Source organism: Caballeronia sp. HLA56 (assembly GCF_054655155.1).
Genome location: NZ_BAAHOB010000006.1, coordinates 271,418 through 287,060, shown reverse-complemented (window position 1 = coordinate 287,060; position 15,643 = coordinate 271,418). Strand labels below are relative to the sequence as shown.

The window sequence follows — 15,643 nt, the reverse complement described above, 5'->3', positions numbered from 1 at the left end:
GTCTCCTCCTCATTGAATGAACGTCACGCCATCGACGTGCTTTGCCGCGTCGATTTGCTCTTTGTAAATCGACGTGAAGTCCAAGTCCTTGTTGACGTAGATACGCACGCGGGAGCCTGCTGGTACCGTGACGGTAGGTTGAAAGTTGACGTACGGAGAAAGCACTTGTTGGGAGGATTGTGCGGCCGCTTGCTGTACTGATTGCCGGTATTGTGAGGCGGAGTTGTACTGATCTCCTGAACTCACACCCGCGTTCGACGCACCGGCGCCGATGATCGACAGGAGCGCCGACATACCGAAGATTTCAGCAAAATGGGTGTCAACGATGCCGCCCATACCCGCTGTCCCAAGTTGGTCGCCGCCAGCACTGTCAACGGCAACTTGCACGCCGTCCGGGCGACGCAGTGTGTTCCAGACGACGAAGAGGCGATCTTGACCCTTGCGCAGCTCAGCGTTGTACGTGCCGCACACACGTGAGCCCCACGGAATCAGTTTGAGCCGGCCTTGTGCCCCGTACACGTCACGTTGCACCAGCGCGCACAGTTGACCCGGCAGATCTGAGATCGCTCGCGGCTCCAGTACCGCTTCGACGAACTCGCCCTGCAAAACCTTGTAGGGAAGGTTGTCGATCTGGCTCGCCACGCTCACCGGGACCGCGTTGCCGCTAACCGCGCGTGCGAAGCGCGAATTGGCATCTTGCGGGCCCTGATCGCCTGAGGGTCCTCCTAGCATCCCGGCGTTCTGCCGAACTTGGCCGCTCGCATCGGAGCCGGACTGTGATTGAACGCCCGTCGGTTGATTCGCACTGTTTGGCGGGATGATGGCCGATTTCATGCGAGCTTCCAGCAGACGTCGCGCTTTTTCTCGACGCTGCATTTCCATTTGCTCCCGCTGAGCTTTCATCGGGTCATCGGTCTGAACCGTGCTTGCCGGTGTTGGCGCGGGGGCTGCAGCGACAGACGCAGTACTCGCCTGCTCACGATCCTTGAGCTTCGGCACAGGCTTCCGATCAGGAATCGAGATATCGCTGCTCGCTGCTGACTTCGCCGTGTCATTGCCGCTATGCTTGACCAGCCACACTGCTGCGATAGCACCGACCGCGATCGCGGCGATGGCGATGCCACCAAACCGCTTCTTACGGTTGTCGACGACCATCGACGCATTCGCCTGCTTCTCCCACTCGCGAACGGCTGCTTCGCGGTCATCGGGAGCGTTGTTGTTCGGATCTGCCATATCAGTGCTCCACAGCGCCGAGCGTTGAAGCGGTGCTCATATCGGCACGGTGATAAGGATTCGCGTTGTTCTGGACGCACAGGTGGGCGTCGCCGTTGCGCAGCGTGAAGAGGCTCGCGGTGCGCTTGACGACCATATACGGACCTTCGCGACGCGGACTCACCGCGGACTCAGCACCGTCTGGGCCAACGGTGTAAAACGAGGGAATCTCGGCGTTCTGATCGAACAGAAAATAAGTGAACTGCCCATCGTCAAAAGCGCGTTTGAGCGGAATGGCGGCTTTGTCGCCCGAGACGCCGTAGTCAATGTTCAGTCGCGCAGGATCAATCCCGTTACTCGTGCTGGCGTCGGTTCGGCTCCCGCCACCGACGCCGCCCAAGTTCGCGTTTTGGTTCGAACCTGAGTTCAGATAGACGAAGCGCACGAGAAACGTCTGCGTCATGCGGGCCTTCGAACTGGTGAGCTTGAAGTAGTAGGTGCGCTTGTCGGTCACGACGGTCAGATTGGTTGCCGCATTCGGCTCGACCGGTTTGATGAACAAGCGATTCTGGTAGGGCACCGTCTGCCAAGCGATCGAGTCACCCAACGATACGACCTTGACGACCTCATCAGTGGCAAACTCGATGGAGGTCTGATAACCGTATGTGCCGACCACCTCGTACACCTGATTGGGATCATATGGAACCTGCTTCACGCGGTCGTCAGTCACAAGCGCGTGCGGAAGTTTGGCCGCCATTGATGAGGCTGGAATCAGCGAAATCGTCACGCTGCTGATGATGGCAAAAGCAATAGGAGCGGATTTGAAGTTCATGGTCTGATTCCTGCACGAAGCGCTTTCTGACGTCGCGTTACTGGCGGCTCAACTCTTGATCCTTCCGATATCCCGTCGTGGCATAGCCGAGCGCGTTTTCCCAACGATCACCCAACGCAAGCGGTTTGAACGTAAAGGTGTAGCGCACGAGCGCCGTGTAGTAGTCGGTCTTCGGCGGGCTGCCGGGCTTTTCGGTGATCGATTGGAACGCAACTTGGTAGGCATCCTTCCCGAGCGACGTGATACCTGTAATCTTTGGATAACGACGGCCACCCTGGCCGAGCTGGTAGTAGGGGTTGTTCGCGTTGTCGGCGCTGGTTTCGGCGTCGTACTGGGCGGCAACCGATTGAGTCGAATGCAACCGACACAGATCGGCGAAGCGCTGACGCCAGTCTGGGTCGAACGTATTGCAGTACATGATGAAGTCGTACACTTGGCTCTGGACAAAGCTTTCCTGTTCGGAGATTGTTTCCTTGTTCACTACCTGTTGTTTCACTACGTGTCCGTTTGAATCGAGTACCGACACGACAGGTATGACTGTGTGAATGTTGGCGAGCACGGTAATCGCGCTGGCCATGCCGCCCACCACAAAGAGAAGCAAGCCGATAAACAGGTATGCACGATTGCGCTCTTGCTTGAGCTTGTTCGAGCCGCCGAGTTGCGTGCGACGCGTGGCCTCATCGCCCGCGAAAGTCCCTTTTGCGAAAGATTTCATTTCCCTGCTCCTTTCGCTAGCGCCATGCGTGCCACCATCACCAGAGTGCCTGTGGATGTCGAGGCACCACCGGCTAGCGCAGACGCCCAGCCTCTCACTCCTAGCATGAACAGAATCAACACGCCCTCCACAATGACGAGCTGCGCGGTTTGCTCACTGGTGGCCAGTCCATCTGACTGCGCCACCTTGCCCGCCGTGTCGATGGCGTCGCCAAACGCGAGAAAGCCGAAACGAACGATCGCTATCACAAGGATGTACATCAAACAAAAAGTCAGCATCTTGCTCACCCAGTTCATGAACCACTGTCGCGTCTCGGGAAACATGAGAAAGCCAATAAACAGCGGGCAGAGCACCATCGTGATTGCAAGCCCGAACTTGGCTATCGTCATATATACAAGTGCAAGCACGAATAAAATGCAGTTCATGACGAACAACAGAATGCCGTCGCAAATCATCGCAAACTGATAGAAGTCCACAGAACGAAGCCGCTCTGACACTGCTTCCACGTTATTCCAGAGTGCATCCAGCATTTGCGCCGTTGGCTTGCCGGCCATGACCGTCGCAGCAGCGCCCTCCATGAATGACACAAACGCGAAATAGAGGGTCTGTGCCAAACCTGCCCAATTGAGCGTTCCGAAGACAGCGATCGTCATGACGACTTTTGCCAAGAGGTCTTTCCACTGCATGGCAGCGTACCCCGCATACACTTTGTATCCAAACAAAGCCCAGTAGAGCACGGCAGCGAAGTAAATCGGCGTCGAGATAGCCGCTGAGATGGCCGGATACGTTTGCGTCAAGAAAGACTGAGTGACGCCGTCCGCTGCACCAACCAAGCCTTGCAAGGACATATCGGCCATGCTATTTGGCTCCCGTCACTTCGCGCCAATGCACCGCGACGCGAGCGTCCACCACTTCGTCACGACTCAATTGATAACCTGTCACCGTGGTGACACGCTTTTGTATCTCTGCGACGCAAAAAGAAAAGTTCGGAACTTTTGAATTGCCCTTTCCAAAGACGATGTCACCGCATCGAATCGGGTAAGAGGGAACCCACCTATTCAACTGTTTTGAATCGGCGGTTAACAACGGGTTGCCCGCTGGAACTACGAGCACGCGACTATCCGCCGAGGGCGACTGGGCCGCAGTGGGCTGATTGGCACCTTGATCGACCGGCGGCTTTGAAAAAAAATAATAAACGGCACCGCCGATCGCGATGACGACAACGGCACCTGAAACCAGCATCCAATAAAGTTTGCGCATTGCGGCTCCTTCCCTAGCTACGCGTGTTGATCGATTCGAATTTGCAGGCGCATGGCGATTTGTCGAGCTTGCCTGACGAGTTTGCGCATCCGCCAATGAAAGCAATAAGAAGTAGCGTGGCGAACAAGCACCAAGCCTTCTTCGCAACTTTCGTGATAGGCCAGAAAAGGATGAAGACTGGAAGGAACGCGACGAATTTCATGACAGTTCTCTCAGGGACTATGTTTTCTCGCAAACGCAGATGTTTATTGGCCAGTTCGACGAAAATATTTCTGTGTCGCGGCTGTTGCTTGATTCTGCTGATTCACCAGATTCGCTTGTAAATTCATGTTCATTGCGTTGAGCTTTGCCATGGCGCTCGACATCATGCCGTTTTCGCTGGAAATGCGGTTTTGTAAGTCTTGAGCATCTTTGACGTTGGTCGTTGTATCGACCTGCTGACTCAGCACAGATAGGTTATTGAGGTGCGTCTGAACCTCGGAATACAGCGAGTCCCCACCCGCCAAAGCAGCGCGTACCGAATCGGTGCTCATTTTGTATGTGGTCGCATTTTGCGCATTTGGATTCGCGAATACGTCCTGCGGCATGGTGTTGATGAGCTTCTCGTAAAAACTCTGTCTCGCGCCGAAGGTGCCGCTCTGCTGCTGCGAAACGACCTCTTGCCACGATCCGGGTACCACCGAGGCCGCGTTGATTGACTGGTTCAATCCAATGGAGCCGCGACCATAGCTTCCGGTGACTGCTGCATACTGATCTTTTAGCGTTCTGTACTGTTCCTGCAATTGGGACAGTTGCTGCTGGAGTTGCAGAAAGGTTGCGGCATCGAACGTGGGGATGCCGGTGGCATAAATTGGCACCGAAACGCTGAGTGACGTGCCAAGGACAATGGCTAGCAGAGTATTTCGCACGGTCACGCTCCTTGCCGTTTTAGGTTATGGGTGTTCTCTGCGAGCGCGCGCTGCATAAAGACCGGTACCCACTGTTCCGGGTCATCGGTCTCAAGCTCACTGATGATTCGCTCCATCAGCGCAACTCCCTTGTCGTTCGAGGACAGGACAGGGATAAACTCACGCATATCAGATAGATCGAACTTCACCCGAATTGACTCGTTGCCGCGCCGTATCAAAAACTTGAAGCTCTCGGGCGGAGTGTCGTGAACAAAGTCGAACTCGGCGACCGTAAGACCGAGGCGGTCTACCAAATCTGTCTTGCTCGCCTCGCCATTCGGAAGGAAGATCTTTGTCGCTGTTTGCTTCTGGATCGAGTCGGTTTCGCAGTAGAGATATTTCGCGTCGGGCGTGACGAAGATCAGCAGACCGTTCTTACGGCGAATCTGCATGATGTAGCTGTCAATCTTCTCGCGCCAGTAGGCGTGCTTGACAAGGTTCTGACCTTCTTCCAGCACGAGGATGAACGGCTCGCCGTTCATGGACTGCTCGATGCGGTGGAACGGATAGCTCAAAACGACGGGCAGTTCGGGCCGAGCGACTCCGTCTTTAATAAGTTGTCGCATCTCGAAGCAGTAGTGCCGGCTCTTCATGAGGTTGATGCTGTCGTGCTCGTTGTCGAACACCCCCCAGTTGGCACCCGCTGAGCCATTCGCTCCGTGCCAGATTCGCATGTCTTTCGCTAGTTCGCCCTGACCGAAGCACCATGCGACGTTGCGCAAACGGCGGTCTTGGAAAGGCAAGACATCGTAGTTCTCGGTGACAGCTCGTTTGAATCGCTCAATGTCGTCGGGAACGAGCTTGCCGCCATAGCACGTGCGCATTAGCGTCATCAATTCGACGAGATAGAGGCGGTTTTCGGACGAGTCGGACAACTTGAAGGGATTCCAGCCGGTGTTTCCCTGCACGGACAGTGTGGTGTGAGGTGCACCCATCGCGCGCATGAACACCTTCGCACCCTCGCGGTTATCGAACCAAAACACGCGCGGTCGAGCTTTGTCTGCCATGGTGATTAAAGCCGACAGTAGAGTGGTCTTTCCCGCTCCGGTGTCTGCGGTCAGTGCCATATGCCCCGCAACCATCCCCTCCATTTCGCGGTGAAAATTAAAGTAGTAGGCGGTTCCGCTCTCCGTCTCGAAAGGCATGATCGCCGGTCCCCACAAGTTGCCGTCTATTTTTCCAATCGCGTAGTTATGCAGCGAAGCAAATCCCGCGAAGTTGCCGGACTTGATCTTTCCTCGCCGGCCGATGAAGTGCTGCGCCTGGCCGGGAAGCTGCGACCAGAAAAAAGTTTCGACAGCAAACCATTCACGCACCGCCTTGACGCCAAGGTTCACGAACGATTTCTTCAGCAACGCGATCGCGCTATCAAGGTCCGCAATCGTTTGCTTTTTATTCTCAACAGGGTCGGCGTGTGACGTTGCGGCAGGCACATGGGCGAGGATCGTCAAATGATGGAGACCGTTAACGGCTCGACCGCTCGTTAAATCTCGCAAACCATCAGTGATTTCTTTTTTGTCTTCTTCTGCACCACCGTCACGATCGTTGACCACAAGGCGTCGCCGCTCCTGCTTCATATCGTGCTCGGCAGTAATACGATCGCTGAAGAAAAACGACTGCGTGACGATGTACTCGACAGGTTGCTTCAAGAACTCGTTAAGCATGTTTGATGGCGTGCGCGCCGGCCATTCGGCCATGCTTAGCATGGCGCCGGCGCGGGTCGCGCTCAGGTTCTGCACGGCCATCATGTTGCCGACTACCTTGAAATCAAGCCACGACACAGCAAGCGTACGGTCGAGTTGCATTTCCGTGATGGGGACTCGCTCGTCTTCCAAATTGATGAGATAGTGGAAGAACCCAGCAATCTCGGAATAATCTTCGCCGAGAAAGTCTTCTACGTTCTCGCGGTCATACGCCGGACGCACGTTGTACTGAGCCTGGAAGTCTTTCCAGCTTAGATTGAATCGCTGGATCGCGAGTTGAGCATGCGCTGCACTAACCTTGTGATGAGCGAATTCTGGCCGACGCTGGACGCAAAGTTTTCGAGCGCCATAGCCGGATAGAGTCTGCACAGTCAGATTCGTGGCTTCGTTCAGGTCCTTTGCCTGCTCTTCGAACGACTCCTGGTCTTCGAACGAAATCTTAGCACCCGTGGCGAGCGAGAAAATGCGGTCCAGCAGCCCCGGTGCCCCTTGTCGAAAGCGATTCCGAACGATGCTGATGTAGATCTTGTTCACGTAGAACGAGCGCTTCTCATACCGCTCCCGCCAAGCTGCGTTGAAGCGCCGTGCAAACCATGTGCCGCCATCACCTTCTGGGTATTGGTTCACCTTGCGACGAATCAGGTGAACGTAGACGCCGCGGTCGCTGTTCGCGATCGAACGCAGCACGGTATTCCGCCGCCGTTCGAACTGTTTGATTTGCGTCGCACTAAGCGAGTCGAAATACAGTCCATCAAGCTCAATAACCTGCACTAGACCATCATCTTTCGTGATGATGGTTTCGTCGTCGTAATGCACGGTATAAGGGATCATGTCGCTTGCCGCCATTTCCTTGTCGTCGAGGGCAGCCCCGTCAGGCAGCGGCATCGACAGCGACATGTCGAACTTCTCTTTTAAAACATCAACGAGGCGCATAGCGTCGGCATCTCCAAAAGCGCTTGTTCGGGCACGCCTTTAAATGCATTGCGGCCGCCAAGATGTCGAACAAGTAAACGTCTTTGAGACAGATTAAGTAACTGGCGAGCAGCAGGAAGGGGATGGCCATTGCGGGCAATGCTGACCGCGAGACCATCGCGGTCATGCCCGGAATGTAGAAGCTCATCGCGAGACTTGCGAGCGTCAACCCACCGACCATCGTGGGCCGAGTCATCGCAGCGACAAGCGTTTCCCCTTCATCGTCGTGAGATTCCTCACTCAAATTCATACGATCGTTCCGGCCGAGCGTGCCTTGAGATCAGATACGATGTTCGGAGCAAAGAAGACGAGGCCAATGCCGAGGCCCCAACCGCCGAGCGTCATGAGATCTATGCGGCCGGTTTTCCAGCGGTATCCTTGGATTGCCAAGGTGATGATTCCGATGTAGTAGCCCCACTCATAGATCAGGAGTTGAGTGACCGACCTTAAAAAGGCAGTGATTCCACCAAATGTTCCTGATGCGTCCTGAGCGTGCGCGAACTGCGGAAGAAGGAGGAGGGCGAACACACAAGCGTTAGCCGTCAAGTTGAGCACCGTGTCCAGTCGATCGGCTTTCTGGGTTCGAACGGATTGGGTTGAGTTCTGAACTTGCATTTTCGGCCCTCTCATGAGCTGAACCTTCGAGGTTCATTGATTTTTGAAAATATTCAATAACTTATATGCAGTACTAACGTATAACTCGGCCCTATCTCGTTTGGAAAAACTTGGTTAGTCGCGTCTTGTTTGATCGAATTCGGTGATAGCGTCCGGCTGGGAGTGAGTTGTTTCTCGCATACGGATCTTGAGCTCAACGACCAGTTGAGCATTTCGAGATCGCTCTTCGGCCTTGGCGCGCGCACTGAGCCACTCGTTCAGCTCCTTGGGAATTCGATACTGTGATCGAACAGATTCGCCCATCCTCGCCTCTCTCTTTGTTTTGTCACTATATAGTGACTATGAGTCACTATACGACAGTGCCTGTGTAGTGTCAAATTTAACTATGGAAGATACCCACCGCTCTCAATACCGCCTGCCTTGGCCACTCTACGAGGAGCTGAAGGCAGCTGCGGAGAGAAACCGCCGCCCGTTGAATGCCGAGCTTATAGCGCGTCTTGAATCAACTTTTCCGCACTTGGCTGTAGACGGCAACGCGGATCTAACAACGCTGCATCTCACCATTTCTCGGATTTCTTTGGCAGAGCTCATGACGCCAGCTGAGATCACGATGTTTGCGCAGCGGATGCTCGACATGGCGCATAAGAAAGTTGGCATCGATGACGCACCTTAATAGTGCCTATGATCAGACAAAACCTTGAATTTGTTCGTAATGTAGTGTCACATTCTTTGTAAGAGTTTGTGTCGTTCTCATTCATCGGGCCGTTCCCGCCTTTGGCTCTTCGATGACACTTCGCGAAGTATTCGAAACTGGTGTTGATGTCCATCGCAGATCAGCCAGAGGTGCGCTATGACGGTCATTCGGAAAGGACGACGTCAGAGTTTTATCCCACGATTGCCAGCACGCGCAATGGCTTGACTGTGCCATTAGAAGTGTGGAAGGAAACGGGACTGTCAACCAAAGACGATTGGCGGTTGCCTGCTCTGATCAGCCGCGATCTCGGAGGCAATGCAACGGGTCTGATGCAAAGAGGCGTGTGTATGCGCCCGACCTTCATTGGCACGATTGGCTGCTTGAGTCTGCTGCGGACGGCGTTCTTCTCAAGAAGAATTGCTGCGTTTATCGAACAGAAGTCGCCCCAGGGCAGCCAGGCGATGCACTTCACGAGATGAGGCTCCGGTTCTGCAACAGTCGCTTTTTTTGCAGCGAATGATCGAGGAGGGGATTGATGGGATGGAAGACATTTGGCTCTCGCCCGAAACGCGCGCAAAAGTTCGGAATGGCGAGCTGTCGGACTTGATTGGGGAGTGCGATACGACTTCAAATTAATTTGATCTGGAAGCGACCGATACCGAGTAAACGTAAATTTAGCTTCTTTGCTGCAGTCCGCCGATAGCTCGTTCCCGTTAGAAATGGGGGAAGGGATGAACAAACAAGATTTGGTCGATGCAGTCGCATCCGAAGTCGGGATTAGCAAAAGCGCCGCTGAAGAGGCAATCGGAGCTGTGTTGGAGACGATCTCGAGGGAGGTAGCAGCAGGAAACGCCGTTCAGCTTGTGGGGTTCGGCACGTTTGGCCGCGGAGAGCGCGCTGCACGAACGGGGCGCAATCCCGCAACAGGCGAATCGATGGAAATTGCTGCGACAAAGACCGTCAAATTCACGGCCGGCAAGGCGTTTAAGGATGCGGTCAACGGATCGTAATATTGCGCGCGGTTGTTAACGAGCCACTCAGAAGAGCTGGCCGCCGAGCGGCTGCATATTGGTGAGTTTGACAGCGCTCAGGCGTTCCGAGCCATCCGGATGAATCGATCTGATCATCACGCGTCGGCCTCGTGCTTCACCTAGGACCTCGACAATGCGATCGCCATAGCGCGCGATCGTGCTGCGCGGCGGTTTTCGCCTCATGAGGTTGCGTTTAGCAGGAGAAGTCATAGAGAGATCCTGTTGCTGCGACGCTGACCCGCTATTTCCCTGACGTTACGTCAACGCCAATGCGGTCTGCAAGGTCCAACAGTTCCGCGTAAGCCTGCTCGTCTCTCAGTAGATTTCGTGAGCTGCCGACCTGCTTCAACGTCCCTTGGGAAACCCGATCACCGAACAGCACCACAGCGCGTGCCGTGTTGTCCTGGCGCGAAATCCAGGAGAGCCCTTGGATGTCATCATGGTTTGCATGAATGGCCTCAGCCCACTGACGCGTTTTCGGGTATGCAAGCGCTTTGCCTACGAGATAAAAAGCCGCGTCTCACGAAAAGGAGAAGCCCGTCGTCGAGCACTTTCCTGCCATTTTGGTATAAAATAGATGCCAAATGGCAGGAGGTGTTATGAGCGTCACCGAGAACATTTCAGCGGACTCGTTACTGGGTGGGCGGTCAGTGCTGCCACACGCGCCTCGCTCGGGGCTTGACTGGGTGGATGTCGTGCGCCATGGCATCTCGTCCCAAGCCCTTGACTCCATCCTTAAATCCATCGGAATCTCGCAGTCAGAATTGGCGCAGGCACTCGATATTCCAGAGCGTACATTGGCGCGTCGCAAGCGTGAAGGCGTTTTCAGTCGCGAAGAATCAGCCAAACTGCTACGGCTGGCACGTGTGGCAGCACGCGCGGCAGAGGTATTTGAAAGCCTTGATCCAGCGATCAGTTGGCTCAAATCACCTGCGCCCGTGCTGGGCAATGTCACGCCACTGAGCCTGATCGACACAGATATTGGTGCTGACAGCGTGATGGACACGCTGGGCCGTATCGAACACGGTATCTTTGCGTGACGGTGACTGCGTGGCGCGTCGTCACCAAACGTTATGCGAATAGTGCCTTTTCTGGGGAAGGTGCGCGACTATACGGTGGACGTTGGAATCCGAAAGGCGTTGCCCTTGTCTATACCGCGCAGACACAATCGCTCGCATTGCTTGAGATGCTCGTACAGGACTCGCCCCTTAGAGCCCGCTATGTAATGATCCCGGCCCGAATCGCCGAGAATCTCATTGAACGCGTCGATCTTGCGACGTTGCCAACGGACTGGCGTGAACTCGATGCAAGGGGCGATCTGCAACAGATTGGCGCTTTGTGGGCACAGAAGCGTACGAGCGCGGTGCTGGCGGTACCCAGCGCGGTGGTTCCTGCAGAATCCAATTACCTCATCAACCCCAGTCATCCGGATTTTGCGCGCATCGAGATTGGCACTCACGATGAGTGGGAAACCGACCAACGACTCTTGCGGCGTGGTGCTATCTGAATCCCTTGAAGCGAACGCAAGAGTACTCGCGGCTCGTCAGCTGACATAATTCGAGCCGGATGAGTAACCAACGATCCTAGCGGCGTAACACCACTTACGTCGAGCTCTCGACGCTCGATACAGTGGGTTCGACCGAAGGTGCCGGTGCTTTTACAACGGATGACTTCTTCGCCGCAGTACGCTTCGTCGGCACGCGTTTCACGGCCACTTTTTTTACTGCGGTCTTCTTGGTCGCCGACGTGATCCTCTTCGCTGAACCTGTGCCCGACGCTTTCTTCGCTGCCGCCGTCTTGGTTGCAGTCTTTTTCGGCGCCACCTTCTTTGCGACAACTTTCTTCGCTGCTCTCTTGGCGCGCGTCGACTTAGACTTTGCCGACGCGATCTCTGGTTTCTCGATCAGAAATTGTGTTCGATCTTTAACCGTTGCTAACCAGGCCGGCGTACGACCCCGTCCGCTCCAGGTCTCCCCGCTCATCGGATCCCGATACTTTGGCGCTTGCGGACCACGCACGTAATTGCCTGCTTTCGGGTTCTTCTTAGCGACTGCAGCCGGCTCGCTCTATCCGCTGACTAGAAACTTGTCACGATTCTTCGCACTGGCGATCCAATCAGGCGCGCGTCCATGCCCGGTCCATGTCGCACCGGTCTTCGGATGGGTGTATTTGGCCACACGCGAGGTCGCCGCCTTGGTTGCGGAGGCGGATTTTCGGCCCGTGGCCGGCTTACGAAAATATGCCGTGATATCGTCCAGCGTTAGGCCGTACTTCTCCATCATGTCACGAATCTTTCCGAATACGGCCGATGACTCCTTCTTCGCGACCGCCTCGGCTTGCGCTTGAAGCTTTGCGATCTGGTTTTGTATTGCTTTGAGCGTAGCCATCTATTTCCCCTTGTTGGTCATCATCGCACTATGCCATAGCAGACCTACAAAAGACATGTCGCGGGACCTAAGCGGGCGTCGTGCTTCATGAGTTCCTCATTACAAAGACGAGATGTGATTGACGAGGAAATGCACAGCCATCGCTTCATCGCGAGGGGGCGAAGCGCTTCCGCTAAATATTTAAAATTCTCTACCGTCTTTTTGCATTCGCGCTATTCACGATTATTCGATGGACGACTTGCGCTAAAGACATCCGTCATCTGACGTGCACGTTTCGCATCGTCCGAGTGCAAATAGATCGATGTTGTGGCCACCGACGCATGCCGGAGATTGTCTCGAACCGACGTGAGCTCCGCACCCTTGGATAGCGCCAATGAGGCGTGCGAATGTCGCATCCAGTGTGGGGTCGCAGCGCGCAGTTTGTCGGCAAGCGGCGGGTGGTCCGCATTGAGCACCTGCGCGACTTGCTTAAAAAACCGTTTCAATACGACCCAGAGGCGAACGCCGCTAATTGCGCGAACCGTGTCCGAGTCCAGATGCCCGATCAAGGGGGTGTTGAGATTCCACCGTGCTTGGAAAACGGGCAGGTGCCGCGCGAGCAAATAGGCCGTCAGCGCGTTCCAGGCCAGAGGTGGCAGGGCGACCTTGCCGACTTTCGCCCCTTTGCCAGTGACCCGCAGCCAGTGCAGATCGCTGGCATCGGTCTCGACCTGCCGCAGTGTCGTCCCCACCAGTTCGCCGAGCCGTAGTCCTGTTGCGATGCCGAAATCCAGTAGAAACCTCAGCCGCTGTGCCGCGGGTACCGACCAGCCGTATGAGTACTCCAGACCGTCGGCGATCACCCGGATCAATTGCCACTCGCTTTCAGTGAAAGCGCGTGTGGCGTCGATCGCCATCGCGCGCGCGGCGCCGCGCACTTTGACGCCCGAAAACGGGTTTGCCAACACATAGCGTTGCTCAATCAACCAGCGAAACAGCGCATTGAGAATGGAGAGCGCGTGGGCGATGGAGCGCGTCGACAGGGTGCCAGCGAATGGGCGCCAGTCGGGCGAGGTACGCGGGCGCAGCGGCCCCACCCACCGCGCGTGCGGGGTCGGCTGACGCAGGAACGCGCGGTACGCCACCGCATCTTCGGTTGTCAGCGACGACAACGCCCGGCCGCGCTCGACAATGGCCCACAAGATTAAACGCTCGGCTTCTTTTCGATAGGTGCGTTGGGTCGCTGGCGACTCGTGCAAGGAGAGCCACGCATGAATCGCGTCGTAGTCATTGCTGGCGTCGAGCGTACAGGTAGCGGCCGATGCCCGAAACGTGCCTGCCGACCCGTCGACCTGATGCGGCAGCCTGAGTGACTCCCAGGGCACGATGATGCCGCGCGGTTCAGAGCGGATCAACGCGCGCGCCCGCTCGGTGAGGGCTGGGTGTGCCGCAAAGAAGGTTTCGATGGCATGGGCGCTGGCCGCGCCCAGATCGGGAATGACGATCCACCACAGACGCCGTCGTGGAATGCGTACGGTCAGATCAGCGAGCGTGACGATGCCGTATGCGTGCAGCGCGCGTACCGTGCGCGGTGAGAACCACAGCTCAACGAGGTCGCCGATATCCGGCACCGGTATTTGCGCGTGACGCAGGGCTTCAATCGCCTGCGTTGCGGCGTGAGTGTGACGCTCACGATCTACCGCAGGGTGACGCAGTACGTCGGCAAGGTCGGCGCGCTTGACCTGTTCTGCCCGGCTGACGAGTTGGCGGCGAATGCGGCCGATCGCGCCGCGCGCTGACTTCGCTGTTTCGTTCGGCAGGAAGCGTCGGACCGCTTCGCGCAAGGAGAGGCCCGCGTACCACGCGCGCAGTGCCGCCAGTTCGTCGGCGCTGGGCATATCGACCCGATCGGACGGACATGGGTCTGACGCGGGCGAGGGCAGGCGCGATTTCATGAACGCCAGTTTAGTTCAAAAATACGGCTATTAGGATAAGAGCAGTTATCTTGATAGTCGTATTTTACGACTTCGATGCATTAATTCCTGTTACGTCACGCTTACTCCGCTCTCAGAAGATCGCCTTGATCGATTTTGCCCGCTGGTGGCCATACTCATTTGAGTCGGTCGCTTCTCCGCACCTTCACTGCCGATTGAAAGCAGCCCTGCGACCAAGAGCCAGCTTTCGGCCGTCCATCCGTACGAACTCGCAACCGCCGCCAACAAGCGCGACGACAAAAGCAGCGATGAAACTTAAATGTCGGCTGCCATTCGCAAGGAACGAACGCGAAACTACGAAGTAGTACGCCGAGAGACCCGTGACCGCCAGATGCTGCCTTTTGGCGAACGCTTGGCGAGTAGATGGTTTCGCGGCCTACGATCCGCCAAGATCTCGTGTAATGCCGTCCGCGGACAGCCATGAGTCTTGACCCGGCGAGCGAACATCGCACGAGCAGCAGCCTTGTCGAAACGGCGAAACGGCGAAACGGCCACAGCCGCTATAGATTACGAGCGCACCGCAATCGATTTAGGCTTAACTTCACCTCACCGAGCAGGGAAAACCCTAAAATGGTTAACACTTACAACACCGAGCAATCACACAATGAACCTTGCGAAACCTTTGATTTGTTTTTTTCTGAGCTTCCCCCTTATCGCCGTCGCAGCCAGTAGCGAAGACCTCAGCCATGCTCGTGTCGTGGCGGAATTGAATCAGCTAGAGCACGTCGGATATGTGCCCTCAGAGAGCGACCCTGCTTATCCTGCTAATCTGCAAGCAGCGGAGGCCCACGTACAAATGGCCGTCGCCTCTAAAGCTATTCCGAACGGCGCAACTGCGCTTGGGGGTGCACCCGAGATCAATGAAGATTCGGGAACCAAGAAGTAAGCGTAGTCCATCGACATCATGACCGCAGCGGGGTTAGAGGGATAACCGCTCGCGGTCTGACGAAGCTATGAATCGCTTGCCAGCGATGCCATCGACATGGATAGCAATCTATCAAGGCCGAACTGAGGAATCGCTCCGTATTTGTTCGAATTAAAGAATGCGATGGTATGGGCGAGATCGGCGACGCGCAAACCACGTATGCGGACCATAAATAAAGGCAGACTCGAGGTGCCTAATTCAACCGGTTCCCGGTTGACGCACGCAATGCTAACACTGCCATCGAATAAATGTGCCCGCCTATCTCGCTTCTCTCGAAAGATGTTTGATGACGTCGCTGATCACCTAACGTAAGAATATCCGATAGCTCCGGACCTCCTACGACCGAAACGGTGCGTCCGATAGTTAAGCAGCAACAT

The 15,643-nt window shown here is 55.8% G+C and carries 18 protein-coding genes and 1 pseudogene; 6 read left to right on the top strand and 13 right to left on the bottom strand.

All coding sequences use genetic code 11. The annotated features are described in order from the left end of the window. Positions 1 to 9: 9 nt before the first annotated feature. The 9 genes from ACYQ47_RS35740 to ACYQ47_RS35700 form a co-directional block, all read right to left on the bottom strand. Positions 10 to 1,233, bottom strand: coding sequence for a TrbI/VirB10 family protein (locus ACYQ47_RS35740; RefSeq protein ID WP_459909868.1), 1,224 nt, complete (start codon positions 1,231 to 1,233; stop codon positions 10 to 12). A 1-nt stretch (position 1,234) separates the two neighbouring features. Further along, the gene (locus ACYQ47_RS35735) at positions 1,235 to 2,044 is read right to left on the bottom strand and encodes a TrbG/VirB9 family P-type conjugative transfer protein (RefSeq protein ID WP_459909866.1); all 810 of its coding nucleotides are present in this window, start codon (positions 2,042 to 2,044) and stop codon (positions 1,235 to 1,237) included. A gap of 37 nt (positions 2,045 to 2,081) precedes the next feature. Next, positions 2,082 to 2,759, bottom strand: coding sequence for a VirB8/TrbF family protein (locus tag ACYQ47_RS35730; protein ID WP_459909864.1), 678 nt, complete (start codon positions 2,757 to 2,759; stop codon positions 2,082 to 2,084). Beyond that, positions 2,756 to 3,616 carry a TrbL/VirB6 family protein gene (locus ACYQ47_RS35725; protein ID WP_459909862.1) on the bottom strand — a complete coding sequence of 287 codons (861 nt, stop codon included), beginning with the start codon at positions 3,614 to 3,616 and terminating at the stop codon, positions 2,756 to 2,758. Before ACYQ47_RS35725 ends, ACYQ47_RS35730 begins: the two co-directional genes overlap by 4 nt. A 1-nt stretch (position 3,617) precedes the next feature. Further along, positions 3,618 to 4,019, bottom strand: coding sequence for a hypothetical protein (locus tag ACYQ47_RS35720; RefSeq protein ID WP_459909860.1), 402 nt, complete (start codon positions 4,017 to 4,019; stop codon positions 3,618 to 3,620). A 245-nt stretch (positions 4,020 to 4,264) separates the two neighbouring features. Continuing rightward, positions 4,265 to 4,933, bottom strand: coding sequence for a TrbJ/VirB5 family protein (locus ACYQ47_RS35715; protein ID WP_459909858.1), 669 nt, complete (start codon positions 4,931 to 4,933; stop codon positions 4,265 to 4,267). Then, a complete protein-coding gene (locus ACYQ47_RS35710) occupies positions 4,930 to 7,602 on the bottom strand; it encodes a VirB4 family type IV secretion/conjugal transfer ATPase (RefSeq protein WP_459909856.1) in 2,673 nt (890 codons plus the stop codon). Before ACYQ47_RS35710 ends, ACYQ47_RS35715 begins: the two co-directional genes overlap by 4 nt. Further along, complete coding sequence (locus tag ACYQ47_RS35705; protein WP_459909854.1) at positions 7,589 to 7,891, bottom strand: VirB3 family type IV secretion system protein; 303 nt, start codon at positions 7,889 to 7,891, stop codon at positions 7,589 to 7,591. The genes ACYQ47_RS35710 and ACYQ47_RS35705 overlap by 14 nt, the downstream gene beginning before the upstream one ends. Beyond that, on the bottom strand, positions 7,888 to 8,256 hold the full coding sequence (locus ACYQ47_RS35700) for a TrbC/VirB2 family protein (RefSeq protein ID WP_459909852.1): 369 nt from the start codon (positions 8,254 to 8,256) through the stop codon (positions 7,888 to 7,890). The genes ACYQ47_RS35705 and ACYQ47_RS35700 overlap by 4 nt, the downstream gene beginning before the upstream one ends. Before the next feature lie 385 nt (positions 8,257 to 8,641). On the opposite strand from ACYQ47_RS35700, the gene ACYQ47_RS35695 reads away from it, so the two are divergent. From ACYQ47_RS35695 to ACYQ47_RS35685, 3 genes are all read left to right on the top strand, one after another. Further along, complete coding sequence (locus tag ACYQ47_RS35695) at positions 8,642 to 8,929, top strand: Arc family DNA-binding protein (RefSeq protein ID WP_459909850.1); 288 nt, start codon at positions 8,642 to 8,644, stop codon at positions 8,927 to 8,929. A 146-nt stretch (positions 8,930 to 9,075) separates the two neighbouring features. Then, positions 9,076 to 9,429, top strand: a complete 354-nt coding sequence (locus tag ACYQ47_RS35690; protein WP_459909848.1) for a hypothetical protein — start codon at positions 9,076 to 9,078, stop codon at positions 9,427 to 9,429. Positions 9,430 to 9,681: 252 nt separating this feature from the next. Beyond that, a complete protein-coding gene (locus tag ACYQ47_RS35685; RefSeq protein ID WP_459909846.1) occupies positions 9,682 to 9,960 on the top strand; it encodes an HU family DNA-binding protein in 279 nt (92 codons plus the stop codon). Positions 9,961 to 10,222: 262 nt separating this feature from the next. On the opposite strand, the pseudogene ACYQ47_RS35680 reads toward ACYQ47_RS35685, so the two are convergent. Next, positions 10,223 to 10,459: pseudogene (locus tag ACYQ47_RS35680) on the bottom strand (RES family NAD+ phosphorylase); the annotation flags it as partial. A 121-nt stretch (positions 10,460 to 10,580) separates the two neighbouring features. Here ACYQ47_RS35680 and parS point away from each other — a divergent pair. Then, complete coding sequence (parS, locus tag ACYQ47_RS35675; RefSeq protein ID WP_459909844.1) at positions 10,581 to 11,021, top strand: type II RES/Xre toxin-antitoxin system antitoxin; 441 nt, start codon at positions 10,581 to 10,583, stop codon at positions 11,019 to 11,021. Beyond that, positions 11,018 to 11,488, top strand: a complete 471-nt coding sequence (locus ACYQ47_RS35670) for an RES family NAD+ phosphorylase (protein WP_459909842.1) — start codon at positions 11,018 to 11,020, stop codon at positions 11,486 to 11,488. The genes parS and ACYQ47_RS35670 overlap by 4 nt, the downstream gene beginning before the upstream one ends. Before the next feature lie 94 nt (positions 11,489 to 11,582). Here the strand turns inward: ACYQ47_RS35670 and ACYQ47_RS35665 are convergent, their stop codons facing one another. The 3 genes from ACYQ47_RS35665 to ACYQ47_RS35655 all read right to left on the bottom strand — a co-directional run bounded on the left by ACYQ47_RS35665 (position 11,583) and on the right by ACYQ47_RS35655 (position 14,302). Then, on the bottom strand, positions 11,583 to 11,999 hold the full coding sequence (locus tag ACYQ47_RS35665) for an H-NS family nucleoid-associated regulatory protein (protein WP_459909840.1): 417 nt from the start codon (positions 11,997 to 11,999) through the stop codon (positions 11,583 to 11,585). A 48-nt stretch (positions 12,000 to 12,047) separates the two neighbouring features. Beyond that, complete coding sequence (locus ACYQ47_RS35660; protein ID WP_459909838.1) at positions 12,048 to 12,368, bottom strand: H-NS histone family protein; 321 nt, start codon at positions 12,366 to 12,368, stop codon at positions 12,048 to 12,050. Positions 12,369 to 12,580: 212 nt separating this feature from the next. Beyond that, positions 12,581 to 14,302, bottom strand: a complete 1,722-nt coding sequence (locus ACYQ47_RS35655) for a phage integrase family protein (RefSeq protein WP_459909836.1) — start codon at positions 14,300 to 14,302, stop codon at positions 12,581 to 12,583. Between the two features lie 643 nt (positions 14,303 to 14,945). Between ACYQ47_RS35655 and ACYQ47_RS35650 the strand changes: the two genes are divergently transcribed. Then, a complete protein-coding gene (locus tag ACYQ47_RS35650) occupies positions 14,946 to 15,227 on the top strand; it encodes a DUF4148 domain-containing protein (protein ID WP_459909834.1) in 282 nt (93 codons plus the stop codon). The last annotated feature ends 416 nt before the right edge of the window (positions 15,228 to 15,643 follow it).